Genomic DNA, 14935 nt, shown 5'->3' with positions numbered 1-14935 from the left:
ACGATCAGGCTGTCTGTGTTCTGATTGACCTGTTCGCCGCGCAGAGAATACTTTCTGTGTGTCTCCCTTTGCGCATTGTCCGTCCTGCCGTACGCCATCGCCGACCTTCACACACGGAAAGCGCCTGCATTGCGAGCAATGCGGATTTGAATTCTTCCAGAATACGGCCGCCGCCGTCGGAGCGCTGATTCGCAGCGGCGAACGCATTCTCTTTCTCAGACGTGCGCGCGAACCCGGATACGGTTTGCTCGATGTTCCCGGCGGATTCGTCGATCCGGGAGAAACGCTCGAAGAGGCATTGAGGCGCGAATGCCTTGAAGAGATCGGTGAAGAGCCCGTACATCTGACATATTTCTGTTCGCTCTCGAATACCTACCTCTATGCCGGAGTCGAATACACGACGGCCGATGCCTTCTTCTTTGCTGAGCTGGATCGTCCGATTGATAACGACGATCTGTTGCGGTTAAAGATCGATCGATCCGAAGTGCTCTCGTTGCATCTGCTCCATATCGCCGAAATCCGTTCCGAAGATCTGGCCTTTCCATCTCTACAAAAGCTTCATGAAAAGCTGATGGTCGGATCGCTTTCCGCTTGATTGTGGGCCGCTTTTTTGTTTACTGAATCATGGCCTTCCGTGTTCTTCCTGTTACTGCGTTTGCACAGAACTGTACCCTCTTCTGGTGTGAGAAGACGAAAGAGGCTGCCGTCATCGATCCAGGCGGCGAGGTCGATCGCATTCTCGAAGCGGCTCAGGCCGATGGATTAAAGATAACGAAGATATGGGTGACGCACGGACATCTTGATCATGTAGGCGGAGTGGCCGAGCTACAGAAGAAAACGAAGGCGATCATCGAAGGGCCGCATGAAGCGGATCGTTACTGGGTGGAGAATCTTTCAGGTCAGGCGCGTATGTTTGGCTTTCCACAATCGGGCGATTTTCAACCCGATCGCTGGCTGTCTCATGGCGAAACGGTCACGCTCGGTGAAGAGACCCTGCACGTTATCCATTGTCCGGGGCATACGCCCGGCCATGTCGTTTTTTATGATGAAAAAGCGCGCTGGGCTCAGGTCGGCGACGTTCTCTTCTCGGGCTCGATCGGGCGAACGGATTTTCCAGGAGGCAGCTACGAAGCGCTCATCGAATCGATTCGCGGGCGTTTGTTTACGCTCGGCGACGATATACAGTTCGTTCCGGGCCATGGACCGATGTCGACCTTCGCAGAAGAACGCCGTTCCAATCCGTTTGTCGGCGAGATCGGATAACCCTTTTGCTGCGCCACCAAACAGATCCCTTACCTCTGGCCCGACCGGCTCTCATCGCCGTCGGCGATCTCCTACATGCGCACGTTTACCTGAGCGGCGCTATTACGGGCCTTCGCTCGCGCCTCATCGATCGTAGCGCCAAGAGCGAAGGCGACGCCAAGTCGGCGATGCCCCTGAATCTCCGGCTTGCCGAAGATGCGCAGCCCCGTATCGACTTCGCGCAGAGCGGCATCAAGATTCTCGTACACCATGCTGCTGCTATTCCCTTCGGGCAGAATAACGGCCGAGGCCGCCGGTCCGAACTGGCGAATGCCCGGAATGGGCAGACCGAGAATGGCCCGCACATGAAGCGCAAACTCGCTCAGATCCTGCGAGATCAGAGTCACCATGCCCGTATCATGCGGACGGGGTGAGACCTCGCTGAAATAGACGTCATCGCCTTTTACAAAAAGCTCCACTCCGAAGATACCGCGTCCACCCAGTCCCTCCGTAAGCTTCGCCGAGATCTGCTTTGCCTTCGCAAGCGCCGCCTCGCTCATCGGCTGCGGCTGCCACGACTCACGGTAATCACCGTCGATCTGCAGATGCCCGATCGGCTCACAGAAGGACGTACCGCCTTCATGGCGCACGGTTAACAGAGTGATCTCATAATCGAAGGGAATAAACTCTTCGACGATCATGCGGCCCGCTCCGGCGCGACCTCCACTCTGCGCATAATCAAAGGCCTTATCGATCTCGGCTTCCGTGCGTACGATACTCTGCCCTTTGCCCGAAGAGCTCATCACCGGCTTCACGACGCAGGGCAGGCCGATCTCACGCACCGCCTGCGCATACTCTTCGCGTGTGCCGGCAAAGCGGTATTGCGAAACGGGCAGAGCGAGCGTCTCGGCGGCAAAACGACGGATGCCTTCGCGATCCATCGTAAGGCGTGCGGCCTTTGCCGTGGGAATAACCGTCATGCCCTTTTCTTCGTATTCAAGCAGAACGTGCGTGGCGATGGCCTCGATTTCAGGGACGATCAGGGCCGGCTGCACCTCTTCAATCGTGCGTCTGAGGGCCTCTTCGTCGAGCATCGAGAAGACCCGCCTTTCCTGCGCCACCTGCATGGCCGGCGCACCTTCATAGCGGTCGCAGGCGACGACATGGATTCCAAAGCGAATCGCCTCGATGGCGACTTCACGGCCAAGTTCGCCCGAACCGAGCAGCAGCAGCTTGGTGGCGGTGGATGAGGACGGAGTTCCGACTGAGATCATAGGCGAAGCTTTTTCGCCGATCCGCTGCGTCAATCAGAGGCGCTGTAGCGACCGATCCTTCGATTGAATTCGTCGGCCTGTTCTCCAAGCAGCGAGGCCATCTGACTGAGCTGAGCGGCCAGCTCCGCAGCGTGGCCTTCGATCTGCCCCAGTTCTTTTACGGCATCGCGCACGGTGGATTGCTTCTGTGATTGTTCTTGCGTGGCCTGCGAGATGGACTCGGCAAGCCTTACAAGCTCGGCGACGTCGCTTCGCATCTCGGCGTTTTCTGCGGCATGCTTCTGCAGTCGACGCACCAGCTCAGTGGAAAACGTAGCATAGGTGCGGATGAGAGACATGCCTTCGTCAAAAGACAGCGAGAGTTCGTCAAGCGCCTGAAGCCCTCGCTCCGTACTTGATACCGATCGCGAGACGGCCGACGATATTTCCTTTGTGCTCTCCTGTGTGCGATCGGCTAATTTCGAAACCTCAGAGGCGACGACGGCAAAACCCCGGCCATGTTCTCCGGCGCGGGCCGCTTCAATCGAAGCGTTCAGCGAGAGCAGGTTAACGCGATCCGCCACTTCGCCGATCGTCTCTATGATGCTTCTGATTTGATCGGTGCTCTGCCCGATTTCGTCGATAACATGACGTGCCTGCTCAAATAGCTGCTCTCCCTTTTCCGTTACATCATGAGCCGTCTGCTCCATCAGGCGATTGGTTCGTTCGCGCTCTTCTGCTTCCTGAGAGGCCTTTTGCATCTCTTCGCTGAAAAGCCCGATGCGGCGGTCGGTTTCCCGTATGCGATCCGCCTGCGATCGCGCAGAGGCGTCAATGCTCCGTCCGAGTTCTTCGAGGCGAGCGAGATCGCTCAGAATACGGCCGCTCTCGGTCGTCGATCTCTGTGTTCCCTGTAAAAGCTGTTCCCCTTCGTTGCGTAGCTGTGTGGCGTAGTGAAGTTGATGTCGAGATTGTTCCTGCACGAAGCCGACCACCTTACGCATCTCTGAAGCCAGCCCGTCTGCATAATGGCTGAGAAGGCCGATCTCATCTCTGCCCGTTACGGGTAATCTGATACTCAGGTTACCGTCGCTGACGCGCGCAAGGCCGTCTCCCAGCGATTGCAGGGCACGCCGCGAAGCTGCCGTTGCCAGGCGAATCATGTAAATGACAGATATTCCGTAAAGAGGAAAGATTACGGCAAGATGCAACAGCGGATGCGAGATGGATATGTGACCGCTTGCAACGATATACAGCAGGATTCCCAGCATGCCGGCCGGCGTGAATGCGACAGCGCCGGCAATGAGAAGCGTGCGCAGAAAAAAGGAATTCGTTCGAAACTCAGAGGCCTGCAGCCGCGGATCAAGCAATGCTCGATGGGAAAGAGTCTCGCGTATCTGCTCTTCGGCAATGTGATAGGGACCGAGCACGTTGATGGGCAGGGTAAAGGGAAGAAAGCCGAGCACGGTCCAGGCCTGAAACGGAGTAAGGCCTCGCAGTAGATGGATGCTCAGAACGGCACATCCAAGGCCAAAAATCCAGCGAAAGCTGAACAGGCCAGCCTCGAAGGCAGGGACGCGAAGCAGAGAGTAAAGAACAGTGCCGGCCTCTGCCTGACCTTCGACAAACCGGCGCAGTCTGGCGTTAATGCGCTTCGAGTACAGATATCGGCTGAGCACACCAATCGTGGCCGCTATGGTAGCGCCGATAGTCGCTCCAATACCAACAGAGATAAGAAAATCCGGATCGAAATCCGATGCAAGCATCGCATAGTAGGTGTAGATCGGGATGGGAAGAAGGTGCGTGTAGATTTCTGTACGGATGGTCAGCCTGCGGAAGTCTATCTGCGGAAAATCCATATAGCTCTTATCCTGAAGGAAGATTCAAATAAAACGAAGGGGTAGGTCGATCGTTTTTCCCCTTTACTGGCGTTTTTCTTTTCCGGTCTCAGCCGACTGTTTTCCAATCTTTTTTCTGCGAACATTTTTCATCGGACCTCTGCAGTATTGCCCATCAAAGAGCCGATAACAGTTGCAAAGCCTGCGAAGTGCGGATTTCCTGTCTCAGAATCCAGGCGGGTCGGATGTCAGAATTCCTGAATAAGCTACACAAATATGCACCTCGCCTGGTTCTCGAACATCTCGTCGAACATCCGGCCCCTCCCGAGCGTCCTGTGGCCGAGAGCATCGTCGGAGCAGCGCTTTTCGCCGATATGGCCGGCTTTACCTCTCTGACTGAGAGGATTATGAAGCTATCCTCCAATGGCCTGATCGAACTCGCCGATATCGTAAACCTGTATCTCAGCCGCCAGATCGACATCATCGACGAATTCGGCGGTGATATTCTGAAATTTGCCGGTGATGCCCTGATCGCCGTCTGGCCTGCCACCTCAGAAAAGGAGCTGGCTCAGATGACCCTGCGCGCCGCTCATTGCGGCCTGGAGCTACAGCGCCAGCTCGACAGAACGAAGATCGGTTCAGGCATGGAGCTTTCTTTGCGTATCGGAGTCGGCGCCGGACCGCTGCTTGCCCAGATGGTTGGCGGCCTGTACGACCGCTGGGAGTTTCTGATCGGTGGCGATGCCGTCGACCAGGTGGGCCGGGCGCAAAAGCAGGCCGAGCCAGGCCAGGTCGTGATCTCGCCCCAGGCGGCGCGTATGATCCGCTCAATGAAGGCGGGGCATCGGGAAGGCAATCGACTTCTTGTCGAGCACCGTCCGGAGGCCGAAGCACCGGGTCCTCTTGCCATCCCCGCCTTACAGCCCGGTTGTGAGAAGGCGTTGCGTTGCTTTATTCCGCGACGTATCATCAATCTCATAGAAGAGGGCCGCGGCGGCTCCGCCGCTTTCGAGGTGCGCACGGTAACCGTTCTTTTTATTCGGATTCTTGAATGGCATACGGCCGAGCTGCCGATTGAAGAGGTCCATCGCGTGATGCGCAAGGTGCAGGACGGTCTGTACCGTCATGAGGGAGCCATCAATCGTTTCGGGATTGAGGAAAAGGGTACGGTCATTCTCGCCGCCTTCGGATTACCGCCTCTCGATCATCCTGACGACGCCGTGCGCGCCCTGCTTTCGGCTCGCGATATCTTCACCGAGCTCGGCGAGATGGGGCATAAGGCCGTCATCGGCATCGGCACCGGAGTCGTCTTTGTCGGTCCGATGGGTAACGAGATTCGCAGCGAATACACGATGCACGGTAACGTCGTGAACCTTGCCGCCCGACTCATGCAGGCCTCTGATTCGATTTATTGCGACCAGACCACTTACGAAAAAGTTCTGACGTTAGCCGAAGGTGATCCCGGTGCCGCTCATGGTTTACGATTCGAGGCGCTTGAACCCATGAAGGTGAAGGGTAACGATCAGCCCGTAAGCGCCTTTCGATTGCGCGTGTGACGGCTCGCTACGTCAGTCCGAAATGCTTTTTATATTCTGAATTCCCCGATGCGGGAAAGAAGATCAGAAAGAAATCGATGCTTCCGAATACCCGATCGCAGGCCGGAGGGCCCGCAATACAGGCCCCTGCTCGCAGATAGCCTTTCATCAGCGGTGGCATACGTCTCATCGCTGCTTTTGCATCGTCAGGTCTGATATCGGTTCGGAATCCGGGCAGCGCCGCCTCGGGAACCGGACGAACCGCATTGCCCGAGATGACGCGACCCGCATCACGAAAGCAGGCGTATGTGATCTCGGCAAGCTCGACATCCTGACCTGTTAATGAGCCGCAGCCCATAAAGCAGCCGACGTCGGATTCCTGCATGAATCGAACAAGGCCGCTCCACAAAAGTCGGATAACGCTGCCGTCGCGAAAATCAGGATGAACGCAGCTGCGTCCGATCTCTGCTTTGCGTATGGGTAACGCTCGTATGCCGCTCATATCGAACTCCGTCTCGGAGTAGTAGCCCGGCCCGGCCTCGGCCACGTCTGAAAGAAGGATGCGGTAGGTGCCGATCACGGTATCGGCTCTATCGGGATGTGGCACGATAAGATGCTCGCAATGGTCGTCGAATCGGTCTCGATCAAGGCCGTCTTCGCCCCCGCTTGTTCCTCTTCCCTGTTCGACGGCGAAAACCTCATGACGCAGTCGGCTGGCGGCATAACGCTCCGCTTCGGTTCGCGCAATATATGCCTGTTTCAATTCTGTTTTCATACACTCCTCCTGAGAGCCGGTCCTGCAATCCTCCCTGGGTTTTGGGCCCGGGCGTCAGTCCGATGCCGCCGTGAATTCTCTGTTTCTGTAGTAATGTAGCGTTTCCCGGGCGATCCGGATTATGCTGACTCCGGGAAGGCCTCGTCTGCGATTCTTGCGAGCGATCGTAAAAAGAGCCTTCCATTGCTTGAACAATATGGAGTATGCCTGCAAGAGAGAGAACGAAGGATCGTACAGATTCGTGGACTCCGAGGTGACGCCGTTTGCTTCGACGACGTAGAAGTCCTGCCCTGCTTTCAGGGCCTGTTCCGATTCGAAACGAATATCAAATCGCCCGAAGTAGAAGCCGTTCATCGATCGGGCCATAGCATCGACGGCCATCGTTAGCTCGGGCGTGATCAGATCGCTGCGATCGTAGAAGAGCGTGCCCTGACAATGGTTACCCACCCGCCCGAGCGAAACCGTTATGCCGTTTTCGGGAACGGTATGCAGACGGTCCTTGAACCGCTCAAAGAAGACCGACTTCTGAAAGCGATAGCGCTCGTGCGATTCGATGAGTTCGCGCAGGGTCTTCTGGCCGTCTCCCTGGATTGAGGGAAAGATCTTACCCGTGATTGAAAAGATGCTTCCCGATTCGTGGTCGGGATCTCTGATATAAAAGATACCCACCTCTCCGGGGCCGGCATGATACTCCTGAATCAAAACGTCTCCCGGCGTAGTCTTCACATAGTCGATCATCTGTTCGCGATTCTGTAGGATACGTACGGATGCCCCTCGCTGTGAGGCATCGGGTTTCATGATCGCGGGAAAATCAAAGGCCTTCGAGGCGATCGCCGTATCGATAGAATTCTCTCGATCTGCATCGGCTGCGATGAAATGAGCTCGAAGGGAGCGATGTTCGGGAATCAAAGACAGAATCTGGAATTTAGATTCGCCGACGATGCCGCCTCCCGGAATAGAAGGGTTAGCCGCTGCGACGGCGCCGAATCCGCCGGAGCGTAAGCTCTGATATATGATGTAGGGAACGACGGGAGCATAGAAGATCCATGCAGGCCAGAACTCAAATCGCTTCCAGCTGGCGATGCCTTTGCGAGAAAGACGGACAACAGGAACGATTGCGACAGATAGAAGCGGAAGAAGCGTAAGATACGAGTATCTCTGTAAAGTTTCGGCCGCAGCCACACCAAGCATAGCCGAAAGTCCGACAAGCAGAGGCGTCCAGAGCATCACTGCGAGTGCGGCAAACATGATAAATGATGAAAGGCGGCCTTTCTTCCGGTCGTTTGCATGTAAAAATCCCGCCGCAAGATATACGGGAAGACGCAATCCCGGAACAAAGCGTGCGGCGAGAATCATCTTGCCCGAATGACGTGCAAGCATCGCCCCGCCTTTTTCAGATGCCGTACGGAAGCTCTGCCATCGTTGAAGCATGCCCGTTTTTTGTAGAAAGCGCCCCGTTACCCAGAGGCCCGTATCGCCAAGAAGGACGCCGGTGAAGGCCGAAACGAGCCCCGTTACAGGCGAGACGATGCCCGAGCCGATGGCAAGGCCGACGGCGATTAACGTAGCGTCTTCGGCGATGAAGGTCGCAAGAATGACCGAGAGGGCAAAGGCCCATTCTGACGAGAGATCAGGAGGCATACAGCGACTCCTTTGCATTGCGTAATCTCAGCTGAGCCCGAACGGTAGATCCGTCGATATCAAAGTAGTCGATAGAGGCAGTCGAAATCTGTACGTTATAGGAGGTAATGCTGACCGTGCGTGCATCGTCGCGCATCATCATAACGCTCTGGGCGGGATGCCGCGGATCATGATGATGATGGAATTGCCTCTGTGTCTCTCTGTCGGGATGATGCGAGAGAAGCCGGGCAAACAATGACTCGCGGTAGGGATGCACAAGAGAGTCGCCGAGTCCCGAGGTCGTCAGTAGCAGAGGGCTGGCTATATCCATAAGTCGGTGTGTCAGGGACTCTCCGTTGAACGAGAAAAGGCGCTGTTCCTGTCGGTCTCGTAACAGACAGTAAAAGGGCCTCATGTCATGCAATGGAATACGATGCCACTGATCAGACGCATCTTTAACCGAAGGGGCCTCAAGCAGCGCCGGCAGAATGCTACCTCTGCTGACGCTGCCGCTGTTCAATCTATCGCCTTCTTCCGTGCGGTTAAGCACGAATCCTATGAGCCCGCTTTCGTTAATGGCGGTCCAGGTCCCGCCTGCATCGGCGTCGCAAGGGGCGAGTATGCCATCTCGCAAGAGAGGAGGCAGCGCCTTTTTCCGTTCATTCAACTCGTCCCGATTCATCATGGCCGAGAACCGAATTCCGTCTTTTGATTCGGGCAGTATCGTCAGCGTACACATCGTTCCGTCTCAGGAAAGCACTTCAATCGTTGCCGGGGCAAAGCCAAAAAAGTCGGGAATGTCGACTTCCAGATTACGCAAAAGCATCGCAATGATGGCATTGTGATGGATGGCATGATGCATTACGAAGGCCAGCTCTCGACCGATCGTCGATGTCGTCCGGTAGCGTGGATGAAACGGCGAGAGAAGAAGGTGTAGCTCTACCGTTTTATTGAGATCCTGCTCTGAAAGTGAGTTCAGGTCTTTTATGAGAAGGTCGATGGCGTCGATAGCCGACATGCGGGAGCGTTCTACTGTAGTATTGCGTTCTCGGGTATCGTAGTCGATCGGATTTCCGTTACGGCCGGCGAGCAACGCTTGAATATGATCGAGAGTGTGTCGAATATGAGATCCTGTTCCCGACTGAGTACTGGCGGTGCATTTCGTGTATTGCTCGTCTGTGATAAGTGAAAGCAGATCGCGTGTCTGACTCAGCAATGTTTGCAGAGAAGTAACGGGGGATGTTTCTTTAAGAGAGCTCATCCTGCACGTTTCGTGCACCATCGACATTGGTTTCACCGTCACGGTGTTTTTTCTGGGAATCGTAAAAAATGCAAAAAAAAGATACTTACGAGGTGAGAGCGACGAGGAAGACCGGAGTTTATTTTTTAGTTGAGAGGGCCATTTTTTATCGTTATTCTATGTCCTGCATGCAACCAGAGATCGAATGTTGCGAATCTGCGTAAGATGCAGCCTCGCAAAATCGTTATCCTTGTTCTGCGAATGATCGTTGCCGGAGTCTTTCTGCAGACTCTATTTTTCAAATTCACCGGCGCTGCAGAATCTATCTTTATCTTTGAGACGGTCGGTCTCGAACCGGCCGGTCGCTATGCTACAGGCTTCGCTGAATTGATCGCCTCCGTTCTTCTTCTCTGGCCGTCTCAGTATCGCAGGGGGGCAATGTTATCCATTCTGATCATTGTGCCTGCGATTATTCTGCATCTGACCGTACTTGGAATCGTCGTCCATGACGACGGAGGGCTTCTTTTTGCCCTTGCCTGTTCAGTTCTCGCAGGAAGCGCCACCCTCTTGATCCTCGGGCGCAAAACGGAGCAGGGGGGCATTTCATGAAGCCGCTTCTGCGTTTACTTGTGCGGCTCATCGGTGATCCGCGTCTTGATCCGCTTTCGGCGCGTCTTTTCAATTCTGTCAGCATTGTGAACGGTGTTTTGAATCTGCTCGGATCGTTTGCCGCTCTGACCCTACCCGATCCTGTGCGTCTGTTTCTTCTGCATTTCATTTCAGGCTCGCTCTTCCTTCTGTATTACTTTATTTCCAGGTTCCGGTCGCAACACCGCTCTCTCTTCTGGCTTTTTAACCTGACCATTCTGGTTTTTTTATCTTTCAACTGGTTTTGGAATGGCGGATCGGTCGGCGGCGCTCATTATTACTTTATTCCGGCGCTTGTCATCGCGACGATCCTGCTTGATGGGCGCCGTCCGTATCTGATATACGGCATCTCGCTGCTCGTCGTCGGATCTCTCTTCTCTATCGAGTATCTGTATCCGGAATGGATCACGATGTATCCTTCTCGAGAGGATCGCCTGATGGATGCCGGCGGCAATTATCTTTTCGTTCAGCTGCTGACCGGCATCCTTATCTTTATACTTACAAACAGCCTGGAATTCGAGAGATTGAAATCCGATCGGTTGTTGCGTAACATTCTACCGCTCACCGTGGCCGAAGAGCTGAAGAAGCGAGATCGTGTGACGCCTCGTGGTTACTCATCGGCGACCGTGCTTTTTGCCGATCTGACGGGATTTACGGCTGCAAGCGCCGATTTGAATCCCGAGCAACTTATCAAAGAACTCGATCAACTCTTCGCATCGTTCGATCATGCCGTGCGGGCCACAGGTCTTGAAAAGATCAAGACGATCGGCGACGCCTATATGGCAGCCGGTGGAATCCCCGATGAGAATCAAACACACTCTGTGGACGCCGTTCTCTGCGCTCTTCGCTTTCAGAAGCTGATGAAGCGGCATTCAACTGCAAGCGAACCGGCGCGGAACTGGCGGCTGCGCGTCGGCATTCATTGCGGTCCGGTCATAACGGGAGTCGTAGGCACTGATAAATTCGTCTATGACGTCTGGGGAGACACGGTGAATACCGCCAGTCGTATGGAATCGGCGGGGCTTCCCGGTGAGGTGAATATTTCTAAGGATATGTATGAGCGGGTAAAGGATTTTTTCATCTGCGAAGATCGAGGACTGCTGCCCGTTAAAGGGAAAGGCGATATGGCCATGTATCTTGTGAAGGGCATCCGCCCCGAGCTTGAGGATCGACCGAATCATCCGAACGCAGAATTCAAAGCTCTTTATGCCAGGCTGAAAGGCCTGTAAGTATCATTTTGAGAGGTAGAAAACGTATGAAACGAACCATCTTGTGGCTGGCCCTACTTTTCGCAGCGTCACCGTTAGCCGCCGAAGGCCTTGTGCTTGCAAAATTCCATGCGGACTGGTGCCCTTCGTGTAAACGCTGGGATAACGTCAGTCCGGGTTTTTCTGATCTGAAGCGTTATGCCGAATCAAAAGGAATCACGGTCGTCGTCTTCGATTTAACCGACGATGAAAAGACTGTCACAGCACGCCGGCAGGCGGAGCGGCTTGGCGTCCTCAAGGCCTTCGACGATCAGAAGAATGCAACAGGATACGCTCTGCTGATCGACATTGCATCGGGGGCTATCGTGCAACGGCTCGAATCGGGCAGCGCCAATCTGTTTTTCTTTGATTCCTTTTTTTCTGAAGATGCTCAGAGGGCCTTTGAGACAAACAGACAGAAGATCGACGCCGCCGTAAACCGATAGGCCTGGAGGCGACTTCGATGTTAGCAGGTTGCTACCCGCCAACCGATTCGGCTGCGAGTCACGTCTACGACTTCGCAAGCAGGGCAAGCGAGGTCGACGGTAGACCGGCATGAGCGGCAACGCGGACAAGGCACTGATGACAGGCCTCGGGAATCTTCAGCGTTTCCGTTCTCTCTTCGGATCTCTCTTCAAAGCGAATCGGAAGCGCAACCTGTGTGGGCAGATCTTCAAAGAAGGCAAAGCGACCGCGTCCCGATGCCTTGGCCCTGTACATAGCACGGTCGGCAAGCTGAATCAGTCGATCCGGTCGCGGATCATGATCGGGATAGAGCGCGATGCCGACGCTCGCTCCTATGCGGCAGATCGTGTTATCGACAAAGATGGGTCGTGAAAGGATGTCGATGAGCTTTCGAGCCACGCCTGTGGCCGCCGCCGGATGTCGTATTCCGGGAAGCAGGATGATGAACTCGTCGCCGCCCTGTCGGCATACCGTATCGTCTCTTCGCAGAACGCTTTCGATGCGCGATGCGACCTCAATCAGAACGGCGTCGCCGATGCGATGGCCGTGAACGTCGTTCACCTGCTTGAAACGATCGAGATCGACGAAAAGAAGAGCGAACTTTTCGCGTAAACGGTCGGCTCGCAGACGGGTCTGATGCAGTCGATCCTCAAGGCGGCGACGATTGGGAAGGCCGGTTAACGCATCGTGATAGGCATGAAAGGCCATCGCCTCTTCGACGTGTTTTCGCTCGGTGATGTCGAGCAGAACGGCTACGGCTCCGGCAATCTGTCCGTTCTCGTCGTGGTGGGGCGTTACATGTATATCGAACCATTTCGGAGCCTCGCCGTTCTCTGCAAGGGCGAGCTCCTGTCTGTGGGTGCTTTGAGCGTGCAGGGTTTTCCAGATCTGAACGGTCAGGCGGCTGAGACCGGCTCGCTTCAGATACGGAATGACGCTCATTCCGGTAGAATCGGCGCTTTCTGCGCCAAAAAGGGCGGCAAAGCGATCGTTCATACGAACGATGCGTGCCCGCCTGTCGAGCACGCAGATGTATGAGATCGTTTCAAAGGCCTCCATAACGGAGCGTATCTTCCTGAGAATCGACTTTTCCTGTGGATCGAAGAAACTGCCTCCCCGGCCGCGAGCAGGCTCGAGAAACATAGTATTCATGCTTTGACTCCTGTAGGCTCGGGATCGGTTTCTTTTTATGTATGTTTTGATGATACGCGATCGAACTACAGGCCGACCCTTCTTTGCCGATAGGAGATGTCAATTTTATTTTGTAAAGAAGCTTTAAAGAGCCTGGGAAAGAGCGGCAGTGATGTACTTGAATGGTGGACAATCAGTGAGGCTGAGCATGCGATGCGCTCCTGCCAGGATAAAAACCGATCAGTCTGTTTTTGGATCCTATGTATCGTGCGTGATGTGTTAACCGTGCGCGCATCGGGAATGGTCGTGATGGTGAACAGGAGTCGGTTCTTTTACATAGATCGTACGTTCCGCGCAGCAGCGGCACTCAAACTGCAGCGTGATGTGGCTCACACCGAATTGATCCTCAAGCAGCCGTTGAATACGCTCGCGAATCGCCGCCGTCTGTGAAAGAAGCATATCTTCCAGTTCGATGTGGGCTTCGAAGTGGATGGTTCTTTCATTGGCAAGCCAGGTATGAACGTGATGGATGTTCTGCACTCCGTCTATGGCTTCAACGGATCGTTTCATCTCTTCGTAATCGAGCTCGGCCGACGACTGCATGAGAATGTCGACGGTACGCAAAAAAATGTCTTTCGATTCTTTGATGATATAGAACGAGATAAGAAGCGAGACGACAGGGTCGATCCAGGTAAGCGTCGGGAAGAAGATGAGAATGACGGCTCCGATGACGACGCCGACCGAGGACAGCGTATCGGCAAGAAGATGCAGATAGCCCGAGCGAATGTTCAGGCTGTGATTGGCATGCTGATGAAGAAGCATGACACAGACCAGATTGCCGACGAGTCCGATGACGGCGACGATGAGCATCCAATCTCCCTTGATGGGCTCAGGTCTATAAAAGCGGGCGATTGCCTCGTAGATCAGATACGCCGAGATCAGAAGCAGAAAGAGAGAGTTCAGAAAGGCGGCGAGAATCTCAGCCCTCTTGTATCCATATGAACGCCGGGGAGTGGCCGTTCGCAGGGCAATACGTAAAGCGACGTAACTGAGCACGATGGAGATCGTATCGCTGAGATTATGCGCCGAGTCTGACAGCAGGGCAATACTGCCCGTGACGATTCCGCCGATAACCTCGGCGATCGTAATGACGAGGTTGATCAGCGTCACCCAGAGCAGTCGCCGACCCGATATCTCTCCGTGATGGTGCATCTCTTTCTATGAAAAAGAAAAGTTCAGTCGCGTCAAGCGGTCATGAATGCAGCTCGGAGCGGGCCTGAAGCATCAGTTCGTCGATCTGTGACAGCCTGTATTTGCAGCGCGACAGCAGCGACGGATGCCGGTTGCCCACGTCTCGATAGAGTACTTTTACCTGATTCAGATCGCGGATCAGGTCAGAGGCGCGACGGCGTCCAGGTCGCACCGAAGCCCTGTAGCGGCGGACGATGCTCTGCAAGGCGTGCTCGGCTCGCTCCAAGAACTCCGCTCCTCGTGAAGGCGGAAGCTGGCCAAGCGGCTCCAGCAGCCGATCGAAGACGCTTTTAGGCGCGGCGGCCACGGTCTTAGAGATGATGTCATAGATACGCGCATCGGCATAGCTGCCGTCGCGATAGAGCGATTCATAGGTCTGCCGGCCGATATCATCGGCCTGTCTGTAAGGGCGGGGGATCGCTGTTTTCTTCTCTACCCTGGGAACGCCGTTCTTCAGCTCCCTGTAGGCCTCGATAAGAAGCCGGGCCTCTTCAGAATCGCCGCTTTCCCGGTCCGGATGCACCTCTTTGATGCGCAGGCGAAAGGCTTCTTTTACGATCTCGGCGGAGTCTCCGGCCTGCACTCCGAGAATAGAACAGTATTTTTCAAGGTCATCCATCTGCTCGGTTTGCATACTCTGCTATGATCATCGGGCCCGGCATGCGACAAATTTACCGGCAGGGCCCGATT

The 14935-nt window shown here is 54.9% G+C and carries 15 protein-coding genes; 6 read left to right on the top strand and 9 right to left on the bottom strand.

The window, feature by feature from the left end; genetic code table 11:
- Nucleotides 1-58: 58 nt before the first annotated feature.
- Both LEPIL_RS13775 and LEPIL_RS13770 read left to right on the top strand, forming a co-directional pair.
- Complete coding sequence (locus LEPIL_RS13775) at nucleotides 59-595, top strand: NUDIX hydrolase (protein WP_002773273.1); 537 nt, start codon at nucleotides 59-61, stop codon at nucleotides 593-595.
- A 29-nt stretch (nucleotides 596-624) separates the two neighbouring features.
- Entirely contained in the window at nucleotides 625-1263 is a 639-nt protein-coding gene (locus LEPIL_RS13770; RefSeq protein ID WP_002773270.1) for an MBL fold metallo-hydrolase, read from the top strand.
- 71 nt (nucleotides 1264-1334) lie between these two features.
- On the opposite strand, the gene purT is transcribed toward LEPIL_RS13770, so the two are convergent.
- Nucleotides 1335-2516, bottom strand: a complete 1182-nt coding sequence (purT, locus tag LEPIL_RS13765) for a formate-dependent phosphoribosylglycinamide formyltransferase (RefSeq protein ID WP_002773268.1) — start codon at nucleotides 2514-2516, stop codon at nucleotides 1335-1337.
- A 29-nt stretch (nucleotides 2517-2545) separates the two neighbouring features.
- Nucleotides 2546-4354 carry a methyl-accepting chemotaxis protein gene (locus tag LEPIL_RS13760; protein ID WP_002773266.1) on the bottom strand — a complete coding sequence of 603 codons (1809 nt, stop codon included), beginning with the start codon at nucleotides 4352-4354 and terminating at the stop codon, nucleotides 2546-2548.
- Nucleotides 4355-4578: 224 nt separating this feature from the next.
- Between LEPIL_RS13760 and LEPIL_RS13755 the strand changes: the two genes are divergently transcribed.
- A complete protein-coding gene (locus LEPIL_RS13755) occupies nucleotides 4579-5889 on the top strand; it encodes an adenylate/guanylate cyclase domain-containing protein (protein ID WP_002773264.1) in 1311 nt (436 codons plus the stop codon).
- A gap of 7 nt (nucleotides 5890-5896) precedes the next feature.
- On the opposite strand, the gene LEPIL_RS13750 is transcribed toward LEPIL_RS13755, so the two are convergent.
- From LEPIL_RS13750 to LEPIL_RS13735, 4 genes are read right to left on the bottom strand one after another with little or no spacing between them, the layout of a single operon-like run.
- A complete protein-coding gene (locus LEPIL_RS13750) occupies nucleotides 5897-6643 on the bottom strand; it encodes a GNAT family N-acetyltransferase (RefSeq protein WP_002773262.1) in 747 nt (248 codons plus the stop codon).
- A gap of 54 nt (nucleotides 6644-6697) precedes the next feature.
- Nucleotides 6698-8284 carry a DedA family protein gene (locus tag LEPIL_RS22245; protein WP_002773260.1) on the bottom strand — a complete coding sequence of 529 codons (1587 nt, stop codon included), beginning with the start codon at nucleotides 8282-8284 and terminating at the stop codon, nucleotides 6698-6700.
- Nucleotides 8274-9002, bottom strand: coding sequence for an NRDE family protein (locus LEPIL_RS13740; RefSeq protein WP_002773257.1), 729 nt, complete (start codon nucleotides 9000-9002; stop codon nucleotides 8274-8276). The genes LEPIL_RS22245 and LEPIL_RS13740 overlap by 11 nt, the downstream gene beginning before the upstream one ends.
- Before the next feature lie 9 nt (nucleotides 9003-9011).
- Nucleotides 9012-9524, bottom strand: a complete 513-nt coding sequence (locus LEPIL_RS13735; RefSeq protein ID WP_157135081.1) for a DinB family protein — start codon at nucleotides 9522-9524, stop codon at nucleotides 9012-9014.
- Between the two features lie 204 nt (nucleotides 9525-9728).
- On the opposite strand from LEPIL_RS13735, the gene LEPIL_RS13730 reads away from it, so the two are divergent.
- From LEPIL_RS13730 to LEPIL_RS13720, 3 genes are read left to right on the top strand one after another with little or no spacing between them, the layout of a single operon-like run.
- Nucleotides 9729-10112, top strand: coding sequence for a DoxX family membrane protein (locus LEPIL_RS13730; RefSeq protein ID WP_002773253.1), 384 nt, complete (start codon nucleotides 9729-9731; stop codon nucleotides 10110-10112).
- Nucleotides 10109-11380, top strand: a complete 1272-nt coding sequence (locus LEPIL_RS13725; protein WP_002773251.1) for an adenylate/guanylate cyclase domain-containing protein — start codon at nucleotides 10109-10111, stop codon at nucleotides 11378-11380. The genes LEPIL_RS13730 and LEPIL_RS13725 overlap by 4 nt, the downstream gene beginning before the upstream one ends.
- A 26-nt stretch (nucleotides 11381-11406) precedes the next feature.
- Nucleotides 11407-11844, top strand: coding sequence for a thioredoxin family protein (locus tag LEPIL_RS13720; protein WP_002773250.1), 438 nt, complete (start codon nucleotides 11407-11409; stop codon nucleotides 11842-11844).
- Nucleotides 11845-11908: 64 nt separating this feature from the next.
- Here LEPIL_RS13720 and LEPIL_RS22240 read toward each other — a convergent pair whose 3' ends face one another.
- The 3 genes from LEPIL_RS22240 to LEPIL_RS13705 all read right to left on the bottom strand — a co-directional run bounded on the left by LEPIL_RS22240 (nucleotide 11909) and on the right by LEPIL_RS13705 (nucleotide 14879).
- Entirely contained in the window at nucleotides 11909-13015 is a 1107-nt protein-coding gene (locus tag LEPIL_RS22240) for a GGDEF domain-containing protein (protein WP_002773249.1), read from the bottom strand.
- 258 nt (nucleotides 13016-13273) lie between these two features.
- The gene (locus LEPIL_RS13710; RefSeq protein ID WP_002773248.1) at nucleotides 13274-14206 is read right to left on the bottom strand and encodes a cation diffusion facilitator family transporter; all 933 of its coding nucleotides are present in this window, start codon (nucleotides 14204-14206) and stop codon (nucleotides 13274-13276) included.
- A gap of 40 nt (nucleotides 14207-14246) precedes the next feature.
- On the bottom strand, nucleotides 14247-14879 hold the full coding sequence (locus tag LEPIL_RS13705; protein ID WP_002773247.1) for a J domain-containing protein: 633 nt from the start codon (nucleotides 14877-14879) through the stop codon (nucleotides 14247-14249).
- Nucleotides 14880-14935 lie beyond the last annotated feature (56 nt).

It is taken from the genome of Leptonema illini DSM 21528 (assembly GCF_000243335.1).
GTDB lineage: Bacteria > Spirochaetota > Leptospiria > Leptospirales > Leptonemataceae > Leptonema > Leptonema illini.
This window is presented reverse-complemented; position numbering and strand designations above follow the sequence as displayed.

Bases quoted from the DNA above. Each gene is read 5' to 3' on its own strand.
- LEPIL_RS13735 (WP_157135081.1), bottom strand. From the start codon at position 9,524: ATGAGCTCTCTTAAAGAAACATCCCCCGTTACTTCTCTGCAAACATTG.
- purT (WP_002773268.1), bottom strand. From the start codon at position 2,516: ATGATCTCAGTCGGAACTCCGTCCTCATCCACCGCCACCAAGCTGCTG.
- LEPIL_RS13730 (WP_002773253.1), top strand. From the start codon at position 9,729: ATGCAGCCTCGCAAAATCGTTATCCTTGTTCTGCGAATGATCGTTGCC.
- LEPIL_RS13720 (WP_002773250.1), top strand. From the start codon at position 11,407: ATGAAACGAACCATCTTGTGGCTGGCCCTACTTTTCGCAGCGTCACCG.
- LEPIL_RS13770 (WP_002773270.1), top strand. From the start codon at position 625: ATGGCCTTCCGTGTTCTTCCTGTTACTGCGTTTGCACAGAACTGTACC.
- LEPIL_RS13725 (WP_002773251.1), top strand. From the start codon at position 10,109: ATGAAGCCGCTTCTGCGTTTACTTGTGCGGCTCATCGGTGATCCGCGT.
- LEPIL_RS13755 (WP_002773264.1), top strand. From the start codon at position 4,579: ATGTCAGAATTCCTGAATAAGCTACACAAATATGCACCTCGCCTGGTT.
- LEPIL_RS13760 (WP_002773266.1), bottom strand. From the start codon at position 4,354: ATGGATTTTCCGCAGATAGACTTCCGCAGGCTGACCATCCGTACAGAA.
- LEPIL_RS13750 (WP_002773262.1), bottom strand. From the start codon at position 6,643: ATGAAAACAGAATTGAAACAGGCATATATTGCGCGAACCGAAGCGGAG.
- LEPIL_RS13710 (WP_002773248.1), bottom strand. From the start codon at position 14,206: ATGCACCATCACGGAGAGATATCGGGTCGGCGACTGCTCTGGGTGACG.
- LEPIL_RS22240 (WP_002773249.1), bottom strand. From the start codon at position 13,015: ATGAATACTATGTTTCTCGAGCCTGCTCGCGGCCGGGGAGGCAGTTTC.
- LEPIL_RS22245 (WP_002773260.1), bottom strand. From the start codon at position 8,284: ATGCCTCCTGATCTCTCGTCAGAATGGGCCTTTGCCCTCTCGGTCATT.
- LEPIL_RS13740 (WP_002773257.1), bottom strand. From the start codon at position 9,002: ATGTGTACGCTGACGATACTGCCCGAATCAAAAGACGGAATTCGGTTC.
- LEPIL_RS13705 (WP_002773247.1), bottom strand. From the start codon at position 14,879: ATGCAAACCGAGCAGATGGATGACCTTGAAAAATACTGTTCTATTCTC.